20 protein-coding genes are annotated in these 19,888 nt (G+C 58.8%); 16 read left to right on the top strand and 4 right to left on the bottom strand.

Annotated elements, in window-relative coordinates:
- Nucleotides 1-274 precede the first annotated feature (274 nt).
- From JZI28_RS21205 to JZI28_RS21190, 4 genes are all read left to right on the top strand, one after another.
- Nucleotides 275-3,202 carry a Tn3 family transposase gene (locus JZI28_RS21205; protein ID WP_375698918.1) on the top strand — a complete coding sequence of 976 codons (2,928 nt, stop codon included), beginning with the start codon at nt 275-277 and terminating at the stop codon, nt 3,200-3,202.
- Nucleotides 3,203-3,314: 112 nt separating this feature from the next.
- A complete protein-coding gene (locus JZI28_RS21200) occupies nt 3,315-3,875 on the top strand; it encodes a recombinase family protein (RefSeq protein WP_047998007.1) in 561 nt (186 codons plus the stop codon).
- An 86-nt stretch (nt 3,876-3,961) separates the two neighbouring features.
- The gene (locus JZI28_RS21195) at nt 3,962-5,437 is read left to right on the top strand and encodes a carnitine 3-dehydrogenase (protein WP_375700140.1); all 1,476 of its coding nucleotides are present in this window, start codon (nt 3,962-3,964) and stop codon (nt 5,435-5,437) included.
- Nucleotides 5,434-6,207, top strand: coding sequence for an SDR family oxidoreductase (locus tag JZI28_RS21190; RefSeq protein WP_375700262.1), 774 nt, complete (start codon nt 5,434-5,436; stop codon nt 6,205-6,207). The genes JZI28_RS21195 and JZI28_RS21190 overlap by 4 nt, the downstream gene beginning before the upstream one ends.
- A gap of 138 nt (nt 6,208-6,345) precedes the next feature.
- Here JZI28_RS21190 and JZI28_RS21185 read toward each other — a convergent pair whose 3' ends face one another.
- Complete coding sequence (locus JZI28_RS21185; protein WP_375700271.1) at nt 6,346-7,209, bottom strand: helix-turn-helix domain-containing protein; 864 nt, start codon at nt 7,207-7,209, stop codon at nt 6,346-6,348.
- A 110-nt stretch (nt 7,210-7,319) separates the two neighbouring features.
- On the opposite strand from JZI28_RS21185, the gene JZI28_RS21180 reads away from it, so the two are divergent.
- Genes JZI28_RS21180 through JZI28_RS21170 form a run of 3 tightly spaced genes read left to right on the top strand, consistent with a single transcriptional unit; the run spans nt 7,320 to nt 9,414 of the window.
- The gene (locus tag JZI28_RS21180) at nt 7,320-7,571 is read left to right on the top strand and encodes a DUF2061 domain-containing protein (RefSeq protein WP_375700261.1); all 252 of its coding nucleotides are present in this window, start codon (nt 7,320-7,322) and stop codon (nt 7,569-7,571) included.
- The gene (locus JZI28_RS21175) at nt 7,564-8,493 is read left to right on the top strand and encodes a fatty acid desaturase (protein WP_375700260.1); all 930 of its coding nucleotides are present in this window, start codon (nt 7,564-7,566) and stop codon (nt 8,491-8,493) included. The genes JZI28_RS21180 and JZI28_RS21175 overlap by 8 nt, the downstream gene beginning before the upstream one ends.
- 18 nt (nt 8,494-8,511) lie before the next feature.
- Nucleotides 8,512-9,414, top strand: coding sequence for an EamA family transporter (locus JZI28_RS21170; RefSeq protein ID WP_375700259.1), 903 nt, complete (start codon nt 8,512-8,514; stop codon nt 9,412-9,414).
- 23 nt (nt 9,415-9,437) lie between these two features.
- Here JZI28_RS21170 and JZI28_RS21165 read toward each other — a convergent pair whose 3' ends face one another.
- Both JZI28_RS21165 and JZI28_RS21160 read right to left on the bottom strand, forming a co-directional pair.
- Nucleotides 9,438-10,169: an NUDIX hydrolase gene (locus JZI28_RS21165; RefSeq protein WP_295450730.1), complete on the bottom strand. Its 732-nt coding sequence runs from the start codon at nt 10,167-10,169 to the stop codon at nt 9,438-9,440.
- Nucleotides 10,170-10,226: 57 nt separating this feature from the next.
- On the bottom strand, nt 10,227-10,649 hold the full coding sequence (locus JZI28_RS21160; RefSeq protein WP_375700258.1) for a DUF983 domain-containing protein: 423 nt from the start codon (nt 10,647-10,649) through the stop codon (nt 10,227-10,229).
- Nucleotides 10,650-10,848: 199 nt separating this feature from the next.
- Between JZI28_RS21160 and JZI28_RS21155 the strand changes: the two genes are divergently transcribed.
- From JZI28_RS21155 to JZI28_RS21140, 4 genes are all read left to right on the top strand, one after another.
- Complete coding sequence (locus JZI28_RS21155; protein WP_375700257.1) at nt 10,849-11,343, top strand: EF-hand domain-containing protein; 495 nt, start codon at nt 10,849-10,851, stop codon at nt 11,341-11,343.
- A 169-nt stretch (nt 11,344-11,512) separates the two neighbouring features.
- On the top strand, nt 11,513-12,058 hold the full coding sequence (locus JZI28_RS21150) for an RNA polymerase sigma factor (protein ID WP_375700270.1): 546 nt from the start codon (nt 11,513-11,515) through the stop codon (nt 12,056-12,058).
- Nucleotides 12,051-12,467, top strand: a complete 417-nt coding sequence (locus tag JZI28_RS21145) for a hypothetical protein (protein ID WP_353401477.1) — start codon at nt 12,051-12,053, stop codon at nt 12,465-12,467. The genes JZI28_RS21150 and JZI28_RS21145 overlap by 8 nt, the downstream gene beginning before the upstream one ends.
- Nucleotides 12,464-12,961: a periplasmic heavy metal sensor gene (locus JZI28_RS21140; RefSeq protein WP_353401479.1), complete on the top strand. Its 498-nt coding sequence runs from the start codon at nt 12,464-12,466 to the stop codon at nt 12,959-12,961. Before JZI28_RS21145 ends, JZI28_RS21140 begins: the two co-directional genes overlap by 4 nt.
- A gap of 102 nt (nt 12,962-13,063) precedes the next feature.
- On the opposite strand, the gene JZI28_RS21135 is transcribed toward JZI28_RS21140, so the two are convergent.
- On the bottom strand, nt 13,064-14,518 hold the full coding sequence (locus JZI28_RS21135; RefSeq protein WP_295450773.1) for a diguanylate cyclase: 1,455 nt from the start codon (nt 14,516-14,518) through the stop codon (nt 13,064-13,066).
- A 115-nt stretch (nt 14,519-14,633) separates the two neighbouring features.
- On the opposite strand from JZI28_RS21135, the gene JZI28_RS21130 reads away from it, so the two are divergent.
- The 5 genes from JZI28_RS21130 (at nt 14,634) to JZI28_RS21110 (ending at nt 19,761) form a co-directional block, all read left to right on the top strand.
- Nucleotides 14,634-14,918, top strand: coding sequence for a DUF3572 domain-containing protein (locus JZI28_RS21130; RefSeq protein ID WP_348158385.1), 285 nt, complete (start codon nt 14,634-14,636; stop codon nt 14,916-14,918).
- A gap of 94 nt (nt 14,919-15,012) precedes the next feature.
- Entirely contained in the window at nt 15,013-15,702 is a 690-nt protein-coding gene (locus tag JZI28_RS21125) for an HAD family hydrolase (RefSeq protein ID WP_295450778.1), read from the top strand.
- A gap of 309 nt (nt 15,703-16,011) precedes the next feature.
- Complete coding sequence (locus JZI28_RS21120) at nt 16,012-17,565, top strand: trimethylamine methyltransferase family protein (RefSeq protein ID WP_348158390.1); 1,554 nt, start codon at nt 16,012-16,014, stop codon at nt 17,563-17,565.
- 589 nt (nt 17,566-18,154) lie between these two features.
- Nucleotides 18,155-18,742: a heme NO-binding domain-containing protein gene (locus JZI28_RS21115; protein ID WP_295450785.1), complete on the top strand. Its 588-nt coding sequence runs from the start codon at nt 18,155-18,157 to the stop codon at nt 18,740-18,742.
- Entirely contained in the window at nt 18,739-19,761 is a 1,023-nt protein-coding gene (locus tag JZI28_RS21110; protein WP_295450788.1) for a GGDEF domain-containing protein, read from the top strand. Before JZI28_RS21115 ends, JZI28_RS21110 begins: the two co-directional genes overlap by 4 nt.
- The last annotated feature ends 127 nt before the right edge of the window (nt 19,762-19,888 follow it).

The raw sequence follows: 19,888 nt of genomic DNA, 5'->3' as shown, positions 1-19,888 counted from the left end.
AGCGGCTGTTGATGCTGGGCAAATGTGTACGGATGGCAGCCAGTGTGAAGCGGGATCTTGCTTGGCCGAGACCGGTACCTGTGCGCCCGTTGTAAATGCCTGGATTTGTGAGCCGGTGCTTGAAAAGGGTGAGCGGCTAGAAGTTTTGTGCCCTGACTGGCCCTGTACGCACGAAAGGGGTCAAAAACGGCCACATTTTCTGGTTGTGCATTTTGAGTTGATATGGCGGACTGATCCGTATATATGCTCCGATATAAATTAACTTGGAGCGTGCATGGAACAGCTTTGGTCAGCAGAGGCCCTGCGTTTACATTGGGTTTTGCAACCCTCAGAGCAGCCGCTGCTGAAGGGGTTGCCTGGGCCGAAACGGCTTGTACTCGGATACTACCTGAAGTTTTTCCAACGCCATGCCAGATTTCCTAACCGAATGGATGCCATGCCAGAGGCTGTTGTGCAGTTTTTGGCGGAACAGATCGAGTATGACGGTCCGCTGCCATCAGATGTACCAGAGCGCTCGGATCGCCGGTATCGCCGTCTGGTTTCGGATCATTTGCGGCTGCGGCGATTTGATCGAGCCGCTTCTGGCGAATTTGTGGAATGGCTTGTGGTTGAGGTCTTGCCGAACGCGCCGCAGGTGTCGGCGCTTGATGAGCGGATGACAGCGTGGTTTCTAGCCAATCGTTTCATCCGACCAGAGCAATCGCGCTTGGACAAGCTGATGGCTCAATCGGAACGCCAGTTCGATCACAGGCAATACGCCAAGATTTCAGGGCGGCTGACGTTGGCGCACAAACACGCCTTGGATGCTTTGCTGACGACCGATGAGGCCGCATCGCGATTTGCGCAGCTTGCGCGAGGTCCAGGCGGGGCAAGCGTACAGGCCGTTCAGGATGCTGTGGCGCGGTTAGAGATGGTTCGTGCCATCGGCCTACCGCCTCATCTCTTGGAGGGCATTCATCCAGACCATATCGCCAGCCTGGCTCGCCGCGCCGCCAGCGAAGATGCTTGGGACATGCGCCGCCGTCCCGAGGCTGTACGGCATGCCCTGCTCAGTTGCTTTTGCGCGATCAGAGCCGCAGAATTGACAGATGATCTGGGCGATTTGGTGATCAGCATCATCCACAAGATATCTGCGCGCGCTGAGAGTAAGGTGATCAAGGAATATGTCGCTGACTTTCGGAAGGCGGAAAGCAAAGACACGGTTTTGGGCAAGATCGTGCTCGCAGTCGATGGGCAGCCGGAAGGCGACATCCCGCAGGTCATCTACCCGGTCGTCCCGCGTGAGACGATCCGTGAGCTGGCGAAAACCTACCAGGCAGACACGCCTTCATTCACGACCCGCGTGCATCATACAATCCGCCGCTCTTATGCGCGGCATTACCGGCGCGTCCTGCCAGTGATCTTGAGAGCACTGACGTTCCGGACGAGCAGCACCAGTGCCGAGCCGTTGTTGGCCGCCCTTGCCGTATTGACGGAGCCATCGGACCGGAAGCCACAATTTTATGCTGAGGAGGAGGTTCCGATCGACGGTGTTATTCGCCCCAAGTGGCGAGACATTGTTCTCGAGGTGGGCCCTGGAGACGTGGTCCGCGTCAATCGCATCAACTACGAGATATGTGTCCTTCAGACTCTGCGTGAGAAGCTGCGGACAAAAGAAATCTGGATAGAGGGTGCAAAGCGATATTGCGATCCGGACCAAGATCTACCAGCCGATTTTGATACGCGCCGCGCGCACTACTTCGACTTGCTTGATCAGCCCCAGAGTGCGGCTCAGTTTGTCCAGGCGTTGCGAGACGGCATGAGAGAGGCCCTGAGCGCCTTTGATCAAGGCTTCCCGGCCAACAGGGATGTCAAACTCAAGGCTCGGGCCGGAGGCGCGCGCCTATCCTTGCGTCCCTTGAGTCCACAGACTGATCCTGTGGGGTTGGAAGACCTTAAAGCGGAGCTTGGCCGACGGTGGCCGATGACCAGCCTTCTGGATGTGCTGAAGGAAGTCGATCTGCGCACAGAGTTCACGCCGCTGTTCCGTGCAGCGGGGTCTCGGCAGAACTTGCCGCAGGAAGAGGTCTCCCGGCGTCTCTTGCTCGCCCTGTTCGGGATCGGGACAAATATCGGGCTCAAGGCCATTGCGGCGGGCCCCCATAAGGTCAGCTACAAGGAGTTGCTCTACATCCGGCAACGCTTCATTCACAAAACAGCACTGCAGGATGCAACCCGCCGGATTGCAGATGCCACCTACCGCATTCGCAGCTCCGATATCTGGGGAGATTCGGGTACGAGCTGCGCCTCGGATTCCACGCAACTGGCATCCTGGGACCAGAACCTGATGACCGAGTGGCATCAGCGCTATGGCGGGCGTGGTGTAATGATCTATTGGCATGTCGATAAGCAGGCCACCTGTGTCCATTCACAGTTGAAACAAGTCTCGTCTTCCGAGGTTGCGTCCATGATTGAGGGCGTACTGCACCACGGCACGGACCTGGATATCGACCGCCAGTTTGTTGATACTCACGGACAAAGCGTCGTGGGGTTTGCTTTTTGCCACCTTCTTGGCTTCGACTTGATGCCACGCCTGAGAGGTATCGCCGGCCAAAAACTCTCCCGCGCAGACAAGCAGGCCGACCGCCGCTTCGCAAATATTGAGCCGATTTGCACGGCCCGACCCATCGACTGGGATCTGATCGCGCGGCATTACGATGAGATGATCCGCCTTGCGATTGCCCTCAAGCTGCGGACAGCCGATGCGGAGACCATCCTCCGCCGCTTCACACGGGGCCAAACGCACCCAGTGTTCTCGGCACTTCTGGAATTGGGCAAGGCGGTCAAAACGATCTTTCTATGCCGGTATCTCGGCAACGCGGAGCTGCGCCGCGAAATCCATTCCGGGCTCAATGTCATAGAGCGCTGGAACGGGGTGAACGACTTCATCTTCTACGGCAATGGTAATGAGCTGGTGTCCAACCGTCGTGACGATCATGAAATCTCTGTCCTCAGCCTGCACCTGCTGCAAGCGGCGATGGTCTATGTGAATACGCTCATGATCCAGCAGGTACTTCGTGAGCGCCCCTGGCGCGAAAAGATGACCGCCCGCGACATGGCAGCGCTGAACCCGCTGCCGCACAGCCACTTCAACCCATATGGTGTCTTTGATCTCGATATGGATACGCGCCTTCCCCTCGAAGAGATGAGGATGGCAGCATGATGCGTTCCGAAACTTATAACAAACGGAACGACCTTTTTTGTGCGCAAAATCAGCGCCTTGTAAAATCCGTATATTTGTTCCGTATATGGCGCCTTAAATCCGGGCAAAATCCATGCTGATCGGGTACGCGAGGGTCTCGACGACTGGCCAGAACCTAGAAAGTCAGATCGAACACCTCCAGAGCGAAGGTTGTGACACGATCTTCCAGGAAAAAATCACGGGGTTTGACCGGCGCAGGCCTCAGCTTGAAAAGATGATCGCTTCCCTACAGCCCAGTGATACGTTGGTCGTCACCAGCCTCGACCGTCTGGCCCGATCAACCAGTGATCTCTTCGTGATTACCCAGAAGGTAGAGGCCGTCGGAGCATCATTCCGCTCCCTGCGGGAACCCTGGGCCGACACAACAAGCTCCATGGGAAAGTTCTTACTTACTGTTTTTGCTGGACTTTCTGAACTTGAACGCAACATCATCAATGAACGCACAGAAGAAGGACGGACCTCCGCAAAGAAACGCGGCGTGAAGTTCGGACGCAAGCTGAAGCTGACACCACACCAGCAGGATCAGGTCAGGGCCATGCTCAAAGAGGGAAAATCCATTCGTGCCATCGCGCGCGACTTCAACGTCGGTGTCGCAACAATCGACCGCATCAAGCGCACAACAGCACTCTCATGAAATGTGGCCGTTTTTGAACCCCTTCGTGCGTACGGGGCCTGACTAGAGGGCTGGATAACGCTTGAGGCGTTAAATAGGAAAATCAAATGACCAAAATAGCAGCAATCATTGGTGGTGGTGTAATTGGCGGCGGCTGGGCTGCGCGGTTCTTGCTCAATGGCTGGGATGTGCGGGTGTTTGACCCGGACCCTGAGGCCGAGCGCAAGATCGGCGAAGTGCTGGACAATGCGCGCCGCTCCTTGCCGGGGCTCGGCAATGTGGCGCTGCCAGATGAGGGCCGCCTGAGTTTTCACGCGGAACTAGCCGAAGCGGTGTCTGGCGCGGATTGGATTCAGGAAAGCGTACCAGAGCGGCTGGATCTGAAGCAGAAAGTCTATGCCGAGCTGGAAAAACACTGTGACGCGGATGCGGTGATCGGCTCCTCTACCTCGGGGTTCAAACCCTCCGAGCTGCAACAGGGGCGCGGCAATGGCGGCCAGATCGTGGTGGCGCATCCCTTTAACCCGGTCTACCTGCTGCCGCTGGCCGAAGTGGTCACCACCGCTGCCAATTCGCAGCAGGTGATCGCGCGAGCCAAGGAGGTCATCGCCTCCATTGGGATGTACCCGCTGCATCTGAAGAAAGAGATCGACGCCCATGTGGCGGATCGTTTCCTCGAGGCGGTCTGGCGCGAGGCGCTGTGGCTGGTCAAGGATGGCATCGCCACCACCGAGGAAATCGACAATGCCATTCGCTATGGCTTTGGCATTCGCTGGGCGCAGATGGGTCTGTTTGACACCTACCGTGTTGCCGGTGGCGAAGCGGGCATGAAACATTTCATGGCGCAGTTTGGCCCCTGTCTGACCTCGCCCTGGACCAAACTGATGGATGTGCCGGAGTTCACCGATGAGCTGGTGGATCTGATTGCGGGCCAGTCGGACGCGCAATCAGGCCACATGTCGATCCGCGAGATGGAGCGCATTCGTGACGATAACCTGGTGGGCATGATGCGTGCACTTGGCGCCAATGACTGGGGCACAGGGGCGCTGCAAAACGCCCATGACAAATCGCTGGAAGGTGAGGCCGGACTGGTCAATTCCATTGATGACATTGCTGATCTCAGCCAGCCGGTGTTGACCCAAAGCCGCGTGGTGCCGCTGGATTGGACCGATTACAACGGCCACATGACCGAGAGCCGCTATCTGGATGCCTTTGCGCAGTCCACCGACCGGCTGATGGCAATCATTGGCTGCGATGCGGAGTATATCGCCAATGGTGGCAGCTATTTCACCGCCGAAACCCATATCCGCCACATCGATGAGGTGCATGTGGGCCATCCGATTCAGATTAAAACCCGGGTGATCATGGGGGCGGGCAAGAAGATGCATCTGTGGCATGAAATGTATGAAGGCGACCGACTGCTGGCCACTGGCGAGCATATGCTGCTGCATGTGGATCTGAAAACCCGCCGCTCGGCGCCACCTGCGGCCCATATTGAGGCCAATCTGGTGAAGCTTGCGGCGGCACATGCCGCGCTTGCAGCGCCCGATGGGCTGGGCCGCGCCATTGGGGCACCTCGGTGAGCGCCCTGTCAAAACAACGGGTGCTGATCACCGCAGGCGGGGCCGGGATCGGCCGCGCCATGGCAGAGGGCTTTGCTGCGGCCGGGTTTGAGGTCTGGATCACCGACCTTAATCCCGACACGGTGGCCAACCTGCCTGCGGGCTGGCGCGGCAGTGTTACAGATGCAGCGGATGAAGCCTCGGTGCAGGCGCTGTTTACTGAGATCGCCAGCGTTTGGGGCGGAATAGATGTGCTCTGCGCCAATGCCGGCATCGCCGGGCCAACGGCCCTGGTCGAGGATGTGGCATTGGAGGACTGGCGCGCCTGCGTCAGCACCAATCTGGAGGGGGCTTTTCTGGCAGCCAAATACGCCACCCCGATGATGAAAGCGGCCAAGTCAGGGTCGATCATTGTGACCTCGTCCACCGCCGGGCAATATGGCTATCCCAACCGGGCACCCTATGCGGCGGCCAAATGGGCCATGATCGGGCTGACCAAAACCCTGGCGATGGAACTGGGCCCCTATGGCATTCGCGCCAATGTGATCTGTCCCGGCGCTGTCGAAGGCCCGCGTATGGAGGGGGTTTTGCACCGCGAAGCCGTCGCCAAGGGCATGACCCGCGATCAGGTCTATGATGGCTATGCGGTCGGCACCTCGATGCGCAGTTTTGTCGAGGCAGCGGATATTGCCAATATGGCGGTTTTCCTGGGCTCGGATGCGGCGCGTCTGGTGTCCGGACAGGTGATTGCCGTGGATGGCCATACGGAAAATCCGGACCCCAAAGTGTAAGCGCAGTGTTTTCTGCTCAGGCTCAAACCGTTGCCACGGTTTGAGCCTGAGCGGCGCGCGTAGCGCACCTGACGCCAGAAACGGGTTAACAGCAGAACGCACAGCGCGCGCGGTACCGCAAAAGAGTCAGTAAAAGAGTCAGGCGCTGATCGCCGCCCGCAGGGCGCGAAAGCGACCAGAGACCTGCCGCGCGGTGATGTCAGCTTCGCGGATCAGCTGATCAAAATGGCCGGTAAATGCCTCGATCCGATCGCGATCACGAAAGGCGATATAGTGGCTTCCGCCGTAGAGCACGCAAAGCAGGGGGCCAAAGAGGGTCAGCGGCGAGGAAAACAGCCGCTTGGCATCAAACAGGTAAATCCGCAGCCGTGGATAGAGCTGAGTGGTGAGCCGTTCGAACTGGTCCAGCTGCTCCAGCCGAATGTCCAGCGGCAGACCGGAATAATAGCCGGTGGCATGGGCAAAGCTTTCAAGCTCGTAGATTGGCATGGCGATCTCATAATCCGACTGCGACTGGCGCATCCAGGACAGGCGATCCTCGGAGGCGCCAATAGCCTGATCCGCCGTGCGCCCCAGATGCGGCGCATATTCCCATTCCAGCAGCGCCCGGGTCTTGAGCATATCGGGCAGCGCCGCAGGCACATGGCGGATTTTGTAGCCTGCGGCCTCGCGGTGCCAGTCAAAGATCCGCTGATCCACCAGTGCCCTGGGCGCCTCGCTCAATGACAGGCTGGAGGCCATCAGCTCTGCCGCGCTTTCGGGCCGGTCCGACAGCGATAACAGCCAGTCGGCCGAAACGCCAAGCACAGCAGCGCAGGCGCCAACAACATGGGCGTTGGGCAGGCGGGCGCCATCATCCTTTAGCAGCTGCGATATGGTGGAGCGGTCAACGCCGGTGCCCCGCGCCAGGGCACTTTGGCTCAGCCCGCTTTCGCTGAGTGCCCGGATGAGGCGGCGGCGGAACTGTTCGGCTCGAAGACGTTTGTCAATTTTTTGCGGCATGTGGTGATAAATATCACCAATGCTGAAAAAAGTTAACCACATTCAGAATTCTGCAAAGCGCCTTGTCGCCCTACTGCTTGTTCAACCGCATCAGTAGGAGCACCACCCAAATGGAAACTGGCAAACGATCCCTTGTGAAGGCGTTGATCTGGAACGCAATTGGTCTGGCCTCCATGGCGCTGGTTGGGTTTCTGGCGACGGGCTCTGCCAGTCTGGGTGGCGCCATGGCCTTGATCAATAGCGCACTGGGGTTTGGCAGTTATCTGATCTACGAGCGGGTTTGGACCCGGATCAACTGGGGACGTTACAGCGCGGTTGCCCGTCCGGTAGCAGGTCTGGGTGGAGCGCGCGCCAATGTCTGATCTGCAACAAGAAATCGACTGTGGTATAATGATGCCGCGCGGTGTGGAGTGGGGTACTCTGGCGCTGATCCTGGCGTGTTATGCTCTCTGGCTGTTGGTGTTGACCCTGCTGCCAGATCTGAGCCTCAGCCTGACGGTGCTGTGTCTTGGCATATTGGCAGCGCTGCATTCGTCGCTGACCCATGAAGCGCTGCATGGGCATCCGTTTCGCAATCGGCTGCTGAACGAGGCGCTGCTGTTTTTGCCGCTGACCCTGTTCATTCCCTATGGCAGGTTCCGCGACACCCATCTGGCGCATCACCGCGACGAGCGACTGACAGACCCCTATGATGACCCCGAAAGCAACTTTCAGGATCCCGAAATTTGGTCGCAGATGCCTGGCTGGCAGCGGGGAGTTTTGCGGCTCAACAACACCCTGTTGGGGCGGGTGCTGCTGGGGCCGCTTTTGGGGCAGATCTGTTTTATCGCAGAAGACTGGCGGCTGGCGCGGGCAGGGGAGGCAGGCGTGATGCGCGATTGGGCGCTGCATGGGCTGGGCCTGGCGCTGGTGGCCTGGATCACCCTGGCCACGCCAACACCAATCTGGGCGCTCTGTCTGGGGGCCTATATCGGGCTGGGGCTGGTGAAAATCCGTACCTTTCTGGAGCATCGCGCCCATCAGGATTGCCACGGTCGCACCGTGGTGATTGAGGATCGCGGACCGCTGGCCTGGCTGTTTTTGCACAATAATCTGCACGTGGTGCATCACCTGCATCCGGGCGTCCCCTGGCATGCGCTGCCACGGCTGTACCGCAAAAACCGCGACAGCTATCTGCAGTCAAACCAGGGCTATCACTACCGCAGCTATAGCGAGGTCTTTGCCCGGTATCTGCTACGCAGCAAAGACCCGGTGCCACATCCGCTCTGGTCTTCCAAAGACTAGCTCTGCATAAGAGCGGTTATGTTGACCTGGATACCCGTCACAATTGCCGCCGCCACCTTTCAGACCTTCCGCTTTATGCTGCAGAAGGTGCTGAGCGCGGTCACCCTGTCCCCCGGTGGCGCCACCTTTGCCCGCTTTGCCTATTCCGCCCCTTTTATCCTGAGCGGCCTGGCAATTTATCTTTATGCCAGCGGCCAGAGCCTGCCGCACCTAAGTGGGCAATTCTGGGGGTTTGCCCTGATCGGCAGCGTGTCGCAAATTCTGGCAACGATCTGCGTGGTTGCCCTGTTCAAACAGCGCAATTTTGCCGTTGGCATCACCTTCAAAAAGACCGAAGTCATCCAGACCGCGATTGTCGGATTGGTTGTACTGGGGGATGCAATCAGTGCCTGGGGCTGGGTCGCCATCCTGTTGGGGTTGAGCGCAGTTCTGGTGCTGTCCAAGCCGCCAGATGCCACCGGAGCCTGGTGGAGCCACCTCACCAACACGGCCTCAAAACTGGGGCTTGGGGCCGGGGTTCTGTTTGCCTTTTCGGCCGTTAGTTATCGCGGGGCCTCGTTGCAGCTGGGGGATCTGGCGCCGGTGTTCCGGGCGGCTGTGACCCTGGCTTCGGTGGTCAGCTTGCAGACCTTGCTGATGGTGATCTGGCTGGCCTGGCGCGAGAAAGGCGAGATCACCCGCGTCTGGCAGGCGCGGCGGGTGGCGATCTGGGTTGGTCTGACCAGCCTGGGGGGATCGTTCTGCTGGTTCTGGGCCTTTACCCTGCAGAATGCGGCCTATGTCAAAGCGCTGGGGCAGGTGGAGCTGCTGTTGTCCATCCTGGCCTCGCTATTGTTTTTCAAGGAAAAGATCAGCCGCCGCGAAGTGGTTGGTATGGGCCTGCTGGTGTTGTCAATTCTGGCGCTGGGATTGGCGCTTTAGACTGCAGGCCCTCTGGGCCTGTCTCAGCCCTCGCTGGGCATCGGCTGTCCCTTGAGGCGCAAAAACAGGCTCTCTTCGTCGTTGTTGCAGAAATAGGGCACGCTTGTTGGTGGGGTGCGATCCTTCAGGCGTCCGGTGACTTCGGCCAGAACCACCTCGGTGATAAAGGGCAAATCAAAGCTGCGCACCTTGCTCAGCGGGATCCATTGCAGGTGCGACAGCTCGTCCGAGGCGCGGGAAAAATCATCCAGATCACCGCTGATTTCATCGGCATCAATCAAAAAGAACCGCGCATCAAAACGCCGGGGGCGACCGGGAGGCGTCAGGGCGCGAAAGACAAACTGCAGGGCGCGCGCCGAGGGCAGATGGCCGGTGGCGGCAAAGTCCTGCCAATCCTCGGCAACATCGTCCGGCCAGTCGCCGGGATGCCCCAGGACCAGCCCGGTTTCTTCCCAAAGCTCACGAATGGCAGCAATGGCCAGGGTGTGATCCAGCCCGCCGCTGGCCTGTTCCGCCAGGCGCAGGCGGCAGACTTCGGGCAGGGGCTGGGCCAGGGGCACAGTGGCATCAGCCAGATCAACAGCCCCGCCGGGAAAGACAAATTTGTTGGGCATAAAGGCGGCCTTGGCACCGCGCTGTCCCATCAAGACCTTTGGATTGTCCCCCATCCGGTCCCGCAGGGCAATAATTGTTGCCGCATTGCGGATCGCGCTGCGGTCCTCGGATGTCACGCCCTGAATTGCTGTATCGCTCATAGACTGGCCTCTCCCGTGTGTTGTTATTGGGGCCGCGTGTGTTGCTAATGCGGGATGTCAGCTTTTTGTATCAAAGCCATACATCCGGCGGGCCCATTGATAGGCGACCACAACCCCTTTTAGTCTTGGCAAAAGATAGAGAGAAGAGACAATACAGCCAATCGAGAAAACAGAAAACGTTACGAGAGGTTCTGGCCGCCAGGTGAAATAGACCACATGCAGGAGCGGCGCCATCAGGTGGCCAACCAGCAGGATTGTCAGATAGGCAGGCCCATCATCGGCGCGCGCCTGGGTAAAGTCGAGGTCGCATTGCGAGCACCTGTCGTTGAGTTTAAGGTAGGAATGCAGCACAGCCCCCTTGCCGCAGCAGGGGCATTTGCGCCGCCAGCCTTTGGCAAGCGCAGGCCAGGTGGGACGCTCTGCGCGGGTCTCACTCGCGAGGGTGCCTGAAAGTGCATCGGAGGCCGGGGACTGGGTCATGGGAAATCCTATGGTTTTGCCGCAATGATCTTCGGTCTTGGGCGTAAAGAAAAGCCAAAGGAAAACTCTGCGGCCCGATGCCGCAATGTTGCGGCACCATTTTTTTTACGACAGGCAGCGACGGAAACGCCGTATCGCGTCGTTTACTCTGTGTATCCGGCAGCAAAAAGCTGCTTTAGGAACGCATAGGAGAGCAGACATGACACAGACCAAAATCCTCGCCGTGATCCTTGCAACCGCGGGCGCAGTGGCAGCAACCACAGCCACGGCCCAGTCGGGTGGCGGTGCTATGCGGCCAATGATGTCTTTCGAAGCGCTTGATACTGATGGTAATGGTGAAATCACCAAGGCCGAGATGCAGGCCCACAAGGCCACCCGGTTCAGCGCCTCTGACAGCAATGGAGATGGCAAACTCTCAACGGAAGAGCTGCTCGTCAGGGCGCAAAAACGCGCCGCCAAACGGGTTGAACGCATGATCAACCATCTTGATAAAGATGGCGACGGCATGCTGAGCCAGGACGAAATGGCTAATCGCGGCGGTCGCCACGGGGATATGTTCAAACGCGCCGACAGCGGTGGCAATGGCACGATCTCCAAAGAAGAGTTCGAACAGGCCAGACAGCATCGCCGAGGCAAACACCGTGGTGGCCCAGACGGTGAATGTGACCGTGGCGGCAAAATGGAGCAAAACTGATTAACCCCCTGTGTTACCCTTTGACCAAATATTGCCAGCGCAGCCCCTGTCCCAGGGGCTGCCAGCGCGGGATATGTGTTCGGTGACTGGGGCCTCTGCAGAGGGCACCCCGAGCAGGCCAAGTAACGGGCCGAGTAACGGGCCAAGCAATGGGTCAAACGATGATGCGCTGCTGGTGCTCTACGCCAATGGCGATCCCTCTGCCGCTGCTGAATTGATGCAGCGCCTGGCGCCGCGCGCCCTGGGCGTTGCGATCCGTGTTCTTGGCAACAGAGCCGAGGCCGAAGACGTCACCCAAGAGGCAATGATGCGCCTGTGGCGCATGGCGCCGGATTGGCAACCCGGTAAGGCAAAGGTGTCGACCTGGCTGTACCGTGTGGTGATGAACCTTTGTATCGACGTGAAACGGCGCAAACGGGGCAGAGATGTGGATCTGGATGCGATACCAGAGCCACCGGATCCGGGGTCCTCTGCCGCCGATCGGATGCAGGATCTGGCGCGGCAGGATGCCCTGCAACAGGCCTTGATGCAGCTGCCAGAGCGGCAGCGCCAGGCCGTGGTCTTGCGCCACTTGGAAGAACTGACAAACCCGGAGATTTCCGGGATCATGGAGATTAGCGTCGAGGCTGTCGAAAGCCTGACCGCGCGCGGCAAACGGGCGCTGGCCAAATGCCTGGCCAACCGTCGAGAAGAACTGGGGTATAGCGATGACTGACACAGACAAGTCTTTGAGCGATATGGACCACCTGGAGGATCTTTTTGCCGCTGCCCGCAGTGAACCCGCCCAGCTGCCACAGGCGTTGCAAGCCGCGATGCTGGCAGATGCGCAGCAAGTGCAACAAGACAGGGTCGATGCCAGGGTGCCTGCTGGCTGCGAACCGGGGCTTAACCCGCAGAGCCTGTCCACGCGGCTCTGGCAGCAATTTATTTCTGCAGTTGGTGGCTGGCCTGCCTTGGGGGGCCTAGCGGTCGCCAGTCTGTCCGGGCTCTGGATTGGCCTGGCTCCGCCGTCTTTCCTCCCCGACCCGGTAGAGAGCTTTGCCTCATATTCCAGCGGATCGCTGCTGGGGTCCGACCTAGACTATGATGTGAGCTTTTTGATGAGCGATGAGGTGTTCGAATGAGCAATGACCAAAACTCCCCCCAGCGGAGCGGCATGCGCCCCTGGCTAAAGGTCGTTCTGGCCCTGTCACTTGCCCTGAACCTTGCGGTGATCGGCATCGCTGCTGGGACCGCCTGGCGGTTCCACGGCAAAGAGGATCATCACAGGGGAAAGCCTCCGATGCTGAGCCGGTTCATTTTTAAGGATATGGGGCGTCATGAGCTTCGCCGTCTGGTCAAAGATCACGGCGGTGAAACCGGAGGCCTGCACAACCGCCGCCACAATGAAATGGAGCAGATGATTGCACAGATGCGAGCGGATGAGCTGGATACCGCAGCAGTCCGTGCCATTGTTGACGCCCATCTTGTTGAAACCCACAGCTTTATGCGCGGTGTCGCAGATGCCTGGGAGCGGCGTCTGGAAGGGTTGCCTCTGAAAGAGCGGCGCGGGCTGGCGGACCGAATGCAACAGCAATTGGACAATCGTCCCCGCCATCCCAAAGGCCCCGATCACTAAATCGGCATTCTCCGGTTGGCCTGACGCAATCCGCAAGGAAAAAAGCGCCCCCAACCGGGGCGCCCTTTCTTTTGAGCTCGTGTTTGTTTTAGGGTCCTGACCCTAGGCGGCAGCGGTTGAGTTTTTGCCCAGCGTCACCTGATTGCGGCCGGAATTTTTGGCATCATACAGCGCCCGATCCGCCAACGAAATCAGCTCGGTCACATTGCTTGCGCCCCTGTCCTGGCCGCGTTTGTCAGCGGCATCAGCCCAGTCGCTGCGGTCTTCTTTGCGGCTCAGATCGTGGCCAACCACAGCGCCAATGCTTATGGTCACCTGGATTGGCTCGGAGCTGCCAGGTACATAAAAGGGCTTGCTGTTGATGGCGTTGCACAGCTCCACGGCGGCGATGCCGGCGCTGATTTCATCGGCGCCGGGCAGCACGATCATGAATTCTTCGCCGCCCACCCGCGCCACCAGATCGACGGGCCGCATCTGGGCTTGCAGCCGCCGGGCGGCCTCGACCAGCACCGCATCCCCGGCGGGGTGGCCATATTGGTCGTTGATCTGCTTGAAGTGATCCAGATCGGCCAGCATCAGGGCAAAGCTGTCGTTGCTTTCGGCGGCGCGTTTGGCGGTGCGATCCAAAAAGGGCTTGGCGTAGCGACGATTGTACAGCCCGGTCATCGGATCCTCTACCGCGGCGCGCAGCCCATTGCGGACGCTGTCGCGCAGCCGGTCATTGCGGGATTTGTATTGGAGTTGTGTGGTCAGGCGCAGGGCCAGCTCATCCACGTCAAACCCAGCCTGCAAGACATCATGGGCGCCGCGATCCAATGCTTCGGCGGCGATCATTGGATCCGCTGGGTTTGGCACTGCAATCACCACCGACTGCCGGGTGGCGGCACGGGCGCGCAGATCCGCCAACAGCCGCAGGCCGGGGCCGGCAGAAATCTCGTTCAGCTCGATGATAAACACATCTGCCACCGGCGCGCTCATCATCAGTTTGATGTCGTCCAGATCATGGTAGCGCAGCGCGTAGGGGACATGATCACCCAGCCGTTTGGCCCAGGCCTGAGCGGTCTTGCTATCCTGGGCAATCAGGGCAACGCTGGCGCTGCTGCATTCCTCATGGCCGGCACGGTCAGAAAGCGGCAGCACAAACCCATGGGAGGCGTCCCGCTGCATATGCAGTTCTTCGTTTGCGCTGCGGGCGCGCAGCAGGCTGCGGATACGGGCCTGCAGGATGACATCATCCACGGGCTGCGGCAGCACATCATCAATCCCGGCCGAAAGTGCATGCAGCCGGCGTTCCGGGGCATTGGACTGGGTGATGGCGATAACCGGAATATCCGCGAGCATCTCGTCCTGACGCAGGGCGGTCTTCACATCCGCGGCAGTGCCATCCGGCAGGCTCATGGCGCTAAGCACCAGATCCGGGCGGCAATAGCGTGCTGCCTCCAGAACATCGGCGACACAATCGGCCTGTTCCACACCATAGCAGGCCTCCGCAAGCTGAACCTTCAGCATGATGCGGTTGGTAGAAATACCATCTATGACGAGGATTGTTCCTTGCACGCGGATCGCCTTTCGAACCTTTTGATCGTTACACTGGAAGTTTCCGCCAGACTGGTTAATAAACTGTTTCGGGTTTTTACTAATTTGTCCGCAACATGTCAGGAATGGGGTCATCATGCAGGTTTCCGCCGATCAGGCAGAGGTGATCGCGCTTAAGGCGCTCGCCTGGCTGATGACAAATGATGAGTTGTTACCAGTGTTTATGGGCGCCACTGGCGCAGCAGAGGCGGATCTGCGGGAGAATGCCGCTGATCCTGCGTTTTTGGGCTCGCTGCTCGATTTCTTAACGATGGACGATGCCTGGGTGGTCGAATTCTGTGACCAGGCAGGAATCGCCTATGAGCTGCCGATGCTGGCGCGGATGGCGCTGCCCGGCGGCGCACAGATGCATTGGACCTAGGGCCACAGGCCCGACCAGAAAAAACTTGCACCACCCAATTTTGCCGATACGGTCCGCGCCAGATGACCCTGATGACTAGGCGCAAGGAAAACCCATGCCGGTAGATGCTTTTCTCTTCGACAAGGACGGAACCCTGTTTGATTTCTCCGCCACCTGGAATTCCTGGGCGGCGGATATGCTGGCGCAGCTGAGCCAGGGAGATCCGGCGCGGGCGGCGGAGATGGCCGATGCGGTAAGTTTTGACTTGGCGCAGCAGGCTTTTCGGGCGGACAGTCTGGTCATTGCCGGCACCAATGGTGAGGTGGCCGCTGTGCTGGCACCTTTTGTGACACAGATGCAAGAGGCCGAGCTGGAGCGGTTCCTGGCCCAGAGCGCAGCGACGGCGGCGCTGAGTGAGGCGGTGCCATTGGCGGCCTTTCTGGATGGGCTGCTGGCCCGTGGCAAGGTGCTGGGGGTGATGACCAATGATGCAGAAGTTTCTGCCATCAGCCAGCTTGAACGCTCTGGCGTGCTGGATCGTTTTGCCTTTGTCGCCGGCTTTGACAGTGGCCATGGGGCCAAACCGGATGCGGATCCTCTGCTGGCCTTTTGTGCGGCAACGGGCGTGGCCCCAGAACAGACCGCCATGGTGGGGGACAGTCTGCACGATCTCATCGCCGGCAAGGCGGCCGGCATGACCCGGATCGGCGTGCTGACCGGCATGGCAGCGCATGGCGATCTTGCGCCTCATGCGGATGTGGTGCTGCCGCATATCGGTCATATCCCGGAATGGCTGGACCGCTAACGGCGCGCGGCAGGCCGTTTCCTATCTAAGCTTTTGCACTTCGGCGGTCGGCGCTGCCGACCTCTGCCTGCTGTGGGGCGGGCAAGTCTGTTTAGAACGGCCCTGTTTAGGATTGGGCTGTGGAGAACTGGGCACATCTGTACAGAAAAGAGTGTTTCGACTGGGCTGAGGTGGAAAAACGACAGGAGATGTCGTGAACTGGCAGCCGCTACCCGCCGGGATTGGGCCTGCTGCGACTCTAGCCGGGGGGTGCCCGGTGGCGCGCGGCACAGGTCGGGGCGTTCGCTCAGAACCACCAAGGAGAGGCTCATGGCACGGGATAAAGGTAGACGAGGGGGCGGACGTGCAGGCGCGGCAGCACGGCGCGGTACGGCAGCCTTGCAGCAGATGCCCTGGCGCATTCCGCAAAACATTGACCGCCCCATTGAGCCCCTGACCGAAGAAGGTGTTGCCGCAATCCACGATGGTGCCATGCGAATCCTGGAAGAGATCGGCATTGTCTTTCTCAACCCGGAAGCGCTGGAAATCTTGAAACAGGCCGGCTGCCGGGTCGAGGGTGATCTGGTGCGGATGGACCGGGCGTTTGTCATGGAGATGGTTGGCAAGGCACCAGATCAGTTCACCATCACCCCACGCAATCCAGACCGCACAATCCCGATCGGCGGCAACAACCTGCTCTTTGGCAATGTCTCCTCGCCGCCGAACTACTGGGATCTGGATCTGGGCAAGAAGGTCGCAGGAAATCGCGAACAGTGCCGCAACCTGTTGAAGCTGACCCAGTATTTCAACTGCATCCACTTTGCCGGTGGCTACCCGGTGGAACCGGTGGACATCCACGCCTCGGTGCGCCATCTGGACGTGCTCTATGACAAGCTGACACTGACCGACAAGGCGATGCATGCCTATTCGCTGGGCAAAGAGCGGGTCGAAGATGTGATGGAAATGGTGCGCATCGCCGGGGGGCTGACGGATGAAGAATTCGAAGCCACGCCGCGGATGTATACCAATATCAACTCCACCTCGCCGCTGAAGCACGACTATCCGATGATTGACGGCTGTCTGCGGCTGGTGCGTCGGGGGCAGGCGGTGGTGGTGACGCCCTTTACCCTAGCGGGGGCAATGGCGCCTGTCACCATGGCTGGAGCGGTGGCGCAAAGCCTGGCCGAGGCGCTCTGTGCCATTGCGCTGTTTCAATATGTCCGCCCCGGCACCCCCTGTGCCATTGGCACCTTTACCTCAAATGTGGATATGAAATCCGGCGCCCCGGCCTTTGGCACCCCTGAATACATGCGCGCCACCCAGATGACCGGGCAGATGGCGCGCCATTACGGCCTGCCGATGCGCTCTTCCGGGGTTTGTGCTGCCAATGTGCCGGATGGGCAGGCCATGTGGGAGACCTCAAATTCGCTCTGGGCGGCGGTGCAGTCGGGAACCAATATGGTGTACCACGCAGCCGGTTGGCTGGAAGGCGGGCTGATCGCCAGCCCGGAGAAATTCATTATGGACTGCGAAGTCCTGCAGCAGATCCAACGCTATATGCAGCCGGAAATCTGCGCCACCGGACCGGATGAGATTGCCTTTGATGCGGTGCGCGAGGTTGGAAACGAAGGGCACTTCTTTGGCATCCAGCACACCCAGGACCGCTATGCCACCGCCTTTTACCAGCCCTACCTGAGCGATTGGCGTAACTATGAGGCTTGGGAGGCGGCTGGCGCTGTTTGGACACCGGAACGGGCCAACAAGATCTACAAGGATATTCTGCAGGAATTCACCCCACCGCCGCTGGACGACGCCCTGCATGAGGAATTGAAGGATTTTGTTGCGCGCCGAAAATCAGAAGGCGGGGCGCCAACTGATTTTTAAAATTCCACAGGTAGGCGACCCCAAAAATTTAGGAGCTGTTGTTCGGCACAGTCCCAAGGTCGCGCTAACAGCTGGTTTTGGGATCTCTGGGGTAGGGCGAAGAGCCTGCAGGTCAACGGCTTTCAACCTATGATTTATAGTGTTTTCTTGTCTCAATTGGAGCTAAAAACCTTCTGCTGAAGACGTCCAATTTTTCAATAATGAAATTAGTAAGTTAGCATGTTTAGCAATTGAGCGCCGTTGCGCGCTCCCTGTTGAAAGCCTATTTTCTGGGGACTTCCTTGCCACAGTTGGGCCGCTGACCTGCGGTTTTTCTTCCCTGCTCCGGCGTAAAAGGGTATGTCCCCCATGCAATATGTGTCGAGCGACTCGGAAGGGGAGCTCACGCTGAGCAATGGAGCGAATGTCAGTACTGTTTGCGGTGCGCCTTTTTTTTGAGGACTGCCCGGCAAATGTTACTGTTGAAAAACCAGAACACGGGGCGCTCCAAAACAGGAACTGGATCTGAAATTCCGTCAAACTTTATTTGTTCGGCGTATCTTAACGATCCGGAGCCAAATATGGGTAAGGTGTAACAAGGGGCCAATTTATGCATGGTCTGATCAACAGAGCGATTCAGGCATTCGTCGTTAGTACCTACGGGGAAGAACGGTGGAGTCATATTATGGATACTGCGGATCTTGGCTTTGCTCAGTTCGAGGCCATGTTGTTCTATACAGAAGAGCAATCCAACAAGATGCTCGCCGCTATGGAAAAACAGCTTGAACGCCCGCTGCCTGAAATTCTTGAGGACACCGGCACTTTCCTGGTGTCAAACCCGCAAGTGGAGGCACTGCGACGGCTGCTGCGATTTGGCGGCGTCAACTATGTGGAATTCCTGCATTCGCTGGATGATCTGCCAGACCGCGCCCGTTTGGCCGTGGCCGATCTGCACCTGCCTGCGATTGAACTGGTTGAGAATTCACCAGGGCAATTTGATCTGGTCTGCCAACCGGGCCTGCCGGGGTTCGCCCATGTTTTAATGGGCGTTCTGCGGGCAATGGCAGATGATTATGGCGACTTGGTTATACTGGACCATCGCGGCACCCAAGACGGAGCAGAGGTGATCTCGATCACGCTGGTTGAAACGGATTTTGCCGAAGGACGCACTTTTGACTTGGGAGCCCATGCCCTATGATGACCGCGGATGAGTTGACCGGTATCATTGACCAAATTTGCCCGATGTACCTTGTCGTAGACGCCGGCGGGCGCATTCACTTTGCAGGACCGACGTTGAAAAAACTCCGCCCTGACATGAGTTGGAAGGGCGTGAAGTTCTTTGAGGTTTTTGACCTGCTGCGCCCCCGTTGGGTCAATTCCATGGACGACCTTCTGAAGACAGCCGGCGCCAAGTTGCACATGCAGTTTCGCGAGTCACCGCAAACCAGCCTCAAAGGCGTGTTGGCACCGCTGCCAGGTGGCAAAGGCGCGCTGATCAACCTATCGTTTGGCATTTCCGTGCTTGAGGCCGTGCGCGACTATGATCTGACCAGCGCGGATTTCTCCCCTACGGACCTGACAATCGAAATGCTATATCTGGTGGAGGCAAAATCGGCCGCCATGGAGGCCTCGCGGCAGCTGAATCTGCGTCTGCAAGGGGCCAAGATCGCCGCAGAAGAACAGGCCTTTACCGATACCTTGACTGGCCTCAAGAACCGTCGGGCCATGGATCATATCCTGGCGCGCCTGATTGGCTCTGGTACAGATTTTGCCCTGATGCATGTGGACCTTGATTATTTCAAAGAGGTCAATGACACTCTCGGGCATGCAGCCGGGGATGCAGTTTTACAAAGTGTTGCTCAGGTGATGGTCGATTGCACCCGCCATACCGATACGGTGGCCCGTGTTGGCGGCGATGAATTTGTCATCATTTTTGAAGGCGTTAATGAGCCAAAAGTCCTTGAGGCCCTGTCAAAACGTTTGATCCGTCGCCTGGAAGAGCCTGTGCCCTACGGCGGCAAGCTGTGCAAGATTTCCGCCAGTGCAGGCACCACACTGTCGTCCTGGAATCCAGCCCCGATTGAGGCTGCCGCCATGTTGCATCAGGCAGATATGGCGCTTTATGCCGCAAAACGGGCAGGCCGCTCGCAGCATCTGTTCTTTGAGCAGGGCATGCAAAAAGACGAGCCGCAAGTCGCCGCACAAAGCCAGGCCTGAACCACCACAAAGAACAAGGTGCTGTGAAGCTGAGCCAGCCTGAACGGCCCTGGGTGGCCCTGGGTGGCCCGCCAATTTTCTGCACCGGGTTTGGCCTCGACTGCGGCGGCCAAATCCTACCCACGCG

This window comes from Pseudophaeobacter sp. TrK17 (assembly GCF_042192375.1).
GTDB lineage: Bacteria > Pseudomonadota > Alphaproteobacteria > Rhodobacterales > Rhodobacteraceae > Pseudophaeobacter.
This window is presented reverse-complemented; position numbering and strand designations above follow the sequence as displayed.